Annotated in this window: 3 protein-coding genes; 1 reads left to right on the plus strand and 2 read right to left on the minus strand. The window is 43.2% G+C overall.

The genetic code is table 11. The features are described from left to right. Positions 1–365: 365 nt before the first annotated feature. Positions 366–1,400, minus strand: a complete 1,035-nt coding sequence (locus IM509_RS00275; protein WP_185236932.1) for a hypothetical protein — start codon at positions 1,398–1,400, stop codon at positions 366–368. A 384-nt stretch (positions 1,401–1,784) separates the two neighbouring features. On the opposite strand from IM509_RS00275, the gene IM509_RS00280 reads away from it, so the two are divergent. Beyond that, a complete protein-coding gene (locus IM509_RS00280) occupies positions 1,785–2,651 on the plus strand; it encodes a 6-pyruvoyl trahydropterin synthase family protein (RefSeq protein WP_185236937.1) in 867 nt (288 codons plus the stop codon). Positions 2,652–2,712: 61 nt separating this feature from the next. On the opposite strand, the gene IM509_RS00285 is transcribed toward IM509_RS00280, so the two are convergent. After that, positions 2,713–3,522, minus strand: coding sequence for an SDR family NAD(P)-dependent oxidoreductase (locus IM509_RS00285; RefSeq protein ID WP_052276824.1), 810 nt, complete (start codon positions 3,520–3,522; stop codon positions 2,713–2,715). Between the last annotated feature and the right edge of the window lie 605 nt (positions 3,523–4,127).

The raw sequence follows: 4,127 nt of genomic DNA on the forward strand, positions 1-4,127 counted from the left end.
ACCATTTTTGTCTAGGAAAAACTAATTCCAGATTTACCCGGATGTATGAGTCAGGGTGAAACTTGAGAAGAAGTGATTATTAATATTGAAGAAGCGAGCGAATTTGGATAGAGACGGTTTATTTTGGTAGCTCTTTTTGCGGAGGTTGGGTTGAAGGAAGTGAAACCCAACAACTGAGGGTTTCTGTCGGGTTTCGTAGCCTCAACCCGACCTACGAATTGACATAATCTGAGAAAATTGAAAAAAGTGCCAAGTCAATCTCAGTAACGAGTCGCCATCTAAGAGAGATAAGTGAATACTACCCCAAAAACTGGGTAAAAAGAGGACTTCAAACATTACTGTCCGCAATCACCGAGAACCATTGGCTATTGAGCAGTGATGATTTTCAGGGTTTTCATTTGCAGTTGATTCAATTTCGACAGGACACGACGACGCAAAAAGAACTGTTGTTGTTGCCAGAGAGAAAGGGAACACCATTGATTATAGGCGGGAACACATTCATTCAAGATAAACTGATGCCAACATTGAACAAGATGGCTAATAGTCACGGTTTTCGACCTTTCTTGATAATGAGACTTTATTTGCTGCCTTAAGTAATTGTTGTCCCGCAATTGTTTGAGATAATAAATAATATCATTCTCATTATTAGCAGTAAAGAAATCTAGCTCACTTTTGTACTCTGCTTGAAAAGCGGATTCATTTCCTAAAATGGCAGGAACACCTGCTAACCAGGCATTATACAGCTTAGTGGCGGGTTTCCAAGGATAAGTCTCCTTGGAGTCGAAACAACGAACAGCGACGATTGCATCTGCTTGACGATAATCATGCCAAAACTCATCATTAGTTTGAATGCACCAGTTTAAACCTAAATGATCTACCTGCTGTTTCCATTCCGGTTTGCGTAAGGGGGGAGCTAAATTGTAGGTAATGCCAAAATAAACTACATTTTCAAACCGATCGCCCCGTCGGGGATCGCGAGGAATTAAGCCCGGTTGAGTCCAATGGGGTAAAAAGTATCGCTTACCAGGTAAAAGATATTGATCTGCGGCTATTGATTGTATATAAAGTTGAGAAGCAGTTAATTCCTGTCGATTCTGGACGATATGAATTTGAGCGTAGGGTTGAGGATTTCGATCTCCTTTAACACAAGCCAGTAATAACTTGGGATAGGGTTGAAAATCATAAGCTAACGATTCTCGATGACCAATTACAATACCTTCTTTAGGGATAGTATCTACTAATTCACAGGGAAAGTTCGATTCGCGTAATCGCAAATAAGTTTGTAAAATCCAAGCCAATGAACCTCGACCCGTTCGTAATTGATCGGCGTGATCGGGCAAAGGGTCGGGTCGATGGGAGGCAGGAAGATGAAAATAAATAGGAGGTATTTGCTCGACCATAAATTATAGTACTTACGCATTGACAAAGTGCCGATTCAGATCTTCATATCTAAAGTGCAACGAAGTCTGAAGTATGTTTGTAGAATACTTGATCGGGGGTTTGATAGTCAAGGGATTTTCGGCCTTGCTGATTTGAGACCTGAATCTTATTTTGTGGGATTTTTAAAACCTAGACCCAAACTAACTTTTGGATACGATGCACGGTTGGCATTCATACCTTGATTCAGCAACGCCATTTTCTCACTCTCGACTCACAGCGATCGCATTCTGCCGGAATTGAGGGATAACTTTCTCCGGTCCGCAAGCCGGAGGAGACAAAACTGGTTTATGCTAGAAAAAGTTACTCTTAACGTAACTTTACAAAGTCATCGATCGCCCACATTTATGGATTGCATCATCAATCGTCGAGCGCGGTTTTCAGCCAGCCATCGCTATTATCTACCAGAATGGGACGAAGCCGAAAATCAAAGACTTTTTGGTCTTGGTAGCCGTTTTCCCGGTCATGGTCACAATTACGAATTATACGTCTCCCTACACAAAGAACTCAATCCTTATGGCATGGTGGAAAATCTCTCCACCGTTAAACAGGTAATTAAACGAGAGATAACCAGTCAATTAGACTACTCCTATCTCAATCAAGTCTGGCCGGAATTTCAGCAAACCCTACCCACCACAGAAAATATCGCTAGAGTTATCTGGCAAAGATTAGCACCCTATTTACCATTAGTCAAAATTCAACTATTTGAACACCCCGAATTGTGGGCAGAATATCAAGGAAAAGATATGGAAGCAACTTTAACCATCAAAACCCATTTTAGTGCCGCTCATCGTTTGGCTTTACCGCAATTAACCCTCGAACAAAACTCGGAAATCTACGGCAAATGCGCCAGGGTAAACGGTCATGGCCATAATTATCACCTAGAAGTATCCGTGGCGGGGGAAATCGATCCCCGCACCGGTATGATTGTAGATCTAGGGGATTTACAAAAAGCGATCGATGAATTGGTAGTAGAACCCTTCGATCATGCTTTTTTAAATAAGGATATTCCCTACTTTGCCGAAGTGGTTCCCACTGCGGAAAATATTGCCTTACATATCGCTCAACTATTAGGGGAACGGATCCGCCAATTAGGAGCCGAATTAGATAAAGTTAAACTGATTGAAAGTCCCAATAATTCTGCGGAAATCCACTGTCGTGGTTTGGTTCAAGCTCCCCGACAACTTCTAGAAAAAACCCTGACAGCCGTTTAATTGCCTGTTAGTTAAGGTGATTAGGGTGAGCTATGCTCACCCTGATGGATTTAATTAAACCCTAGTTAAACACTTCTCGCCATCCTCGCTTTCCTTTGCCTTGGCGTAAGGGAGAGGCTAAATCGACAATTTTCTCGAGCAGTTTCGGGGCCAATTTTTGACACCAAAGAGCTAGATGACTTTGCCAACCGACGACAATTTCCGTTTTTTCCCTATTTAACCCGGTAATTAGGGTTTGGGCGACTTCTTCGGCGCTCATCGGTTTTAACCATCGAAATAACTGCAATTCTCGCACCATATCCGTATCGGTTAAAGAGGGTAAGAGGGTGACAACTTTGATGTTATGTTCCCGTAATTCCGACCTGAGAGCTTGACTAAAACCCAAAATGGCAAATTTGGTAGCCGAGTAGGTAGCGAAGCTAGGAGCGGCAATTTTACCCATCATGCTGGAAACATTGACGATGGTTCCCTGCCCCCGAATTGCCATCCGGCGGGCAATTAAGCGAGTAACCGTGTACATGGCCATCAGATTTAAAGATATTTCTGCTTGCACTTGCGAGAATTGCGAGCGTAGAAAGGGGGTTTGATGGGCAATACCGGCACAGTTAACGAGGATATCGATGCCACGGCATTCTTGCCAAACCCGGATAATTGAAGGACTAACAAGGTCATTTTCGGTTAAATCTAGGGCTAAAGGTGTGGCAATGACCCCTAGGGACTCAATTTCTTTGGCTAGTTTTTCTAATCGCTCTTGATCTCTGGCAACAATCACAATTCTGCTTAAACCTTGTCGGGCTAATTCTAAGGCGATCGCTCGTCCAATGCCCCGGGATGCCCCCGTGACTAGGGCTGTTTTTCCCTGTAATTTCATGATCAAACTCCTGTTTTAAGCAACAGTACGGGAATTTATTGGTTTTGCTTCTGAAATCTTTGATTTGTGCATCTATGCCCTACATAAGTAGTGAAGCAATCGAGGGATAGATGGATAGGTTAGGGTGCATGGGATTTTTCCTCCTTCAAAGCGCACTCTTGAACCCACGGTAACAGTTGTCTTTACAAACAGCAATCTTTTTTAACACTTTTCCGCAAAATCACTCGATCGGATGAACGCTCAGGGTGATCCTCGATCGGATGGAAACCCCAGGGGACTTGCAGATATAGGTAGAGTATGCTGAAAAAGTTTGTTGGTGGGGGCAGGGTGTGGGGTCTGACAGGTGTAGGTATTTTACAACTAAGAGGAAGGGGAGTAGTAAAAAGCATCAACGGGGGTGGGAGGGAAAGAACTCCAACGATGAAGGTGAATCGACAAACCTTTTAGTAAATCAGCAACTAGGGTAATAGAACCCCACATTCCGCACCCTCAACTGTCACATAAGCTGTCCCCCTCCAGAGACTTGAGTAAAAATACTTATCTGGTGAAGGTTTTCTCGGTGGCCGTTAGGGGGATATTGAGACCCCTAATTAGGGTTTGCTGAA

The organism is Microcystis sp. M31BS1 (assembly GCF_020245285.1).
GTDB lineage: Bacteria > Cyanobacteriota > Cyanobacteriia > Cyanobacteriales > Microcystaceae > Microcystis > Microcystis panniformis.

What these genes read in the sequence shown, in the direction of transcription:
- IM509_RS00275 (WP_185236932.1), bottom strand. Translation starts at nt 1,400, where the DNA reads ATGGTCGAGCAAATACCTCCTATTTATTTTCATCTTCCTGCCTCCCAT.
- IM509_RS00285 (WP_052276824.1), bottom strand. Translation starts at nt 3,522, where the DNA reads ATGAAATTACAGGGAAAAACAGCCCTAGTCACGGGGGCATCCCGGGGC.
- IM509_RS00280 (WP_185236937.1), top strand. Translation starts at nt 1,785, where the DNA reads ATGGATTGCATCATCAATCGTCGAGCGCGGTTTTCAGCCAGCCATCGC.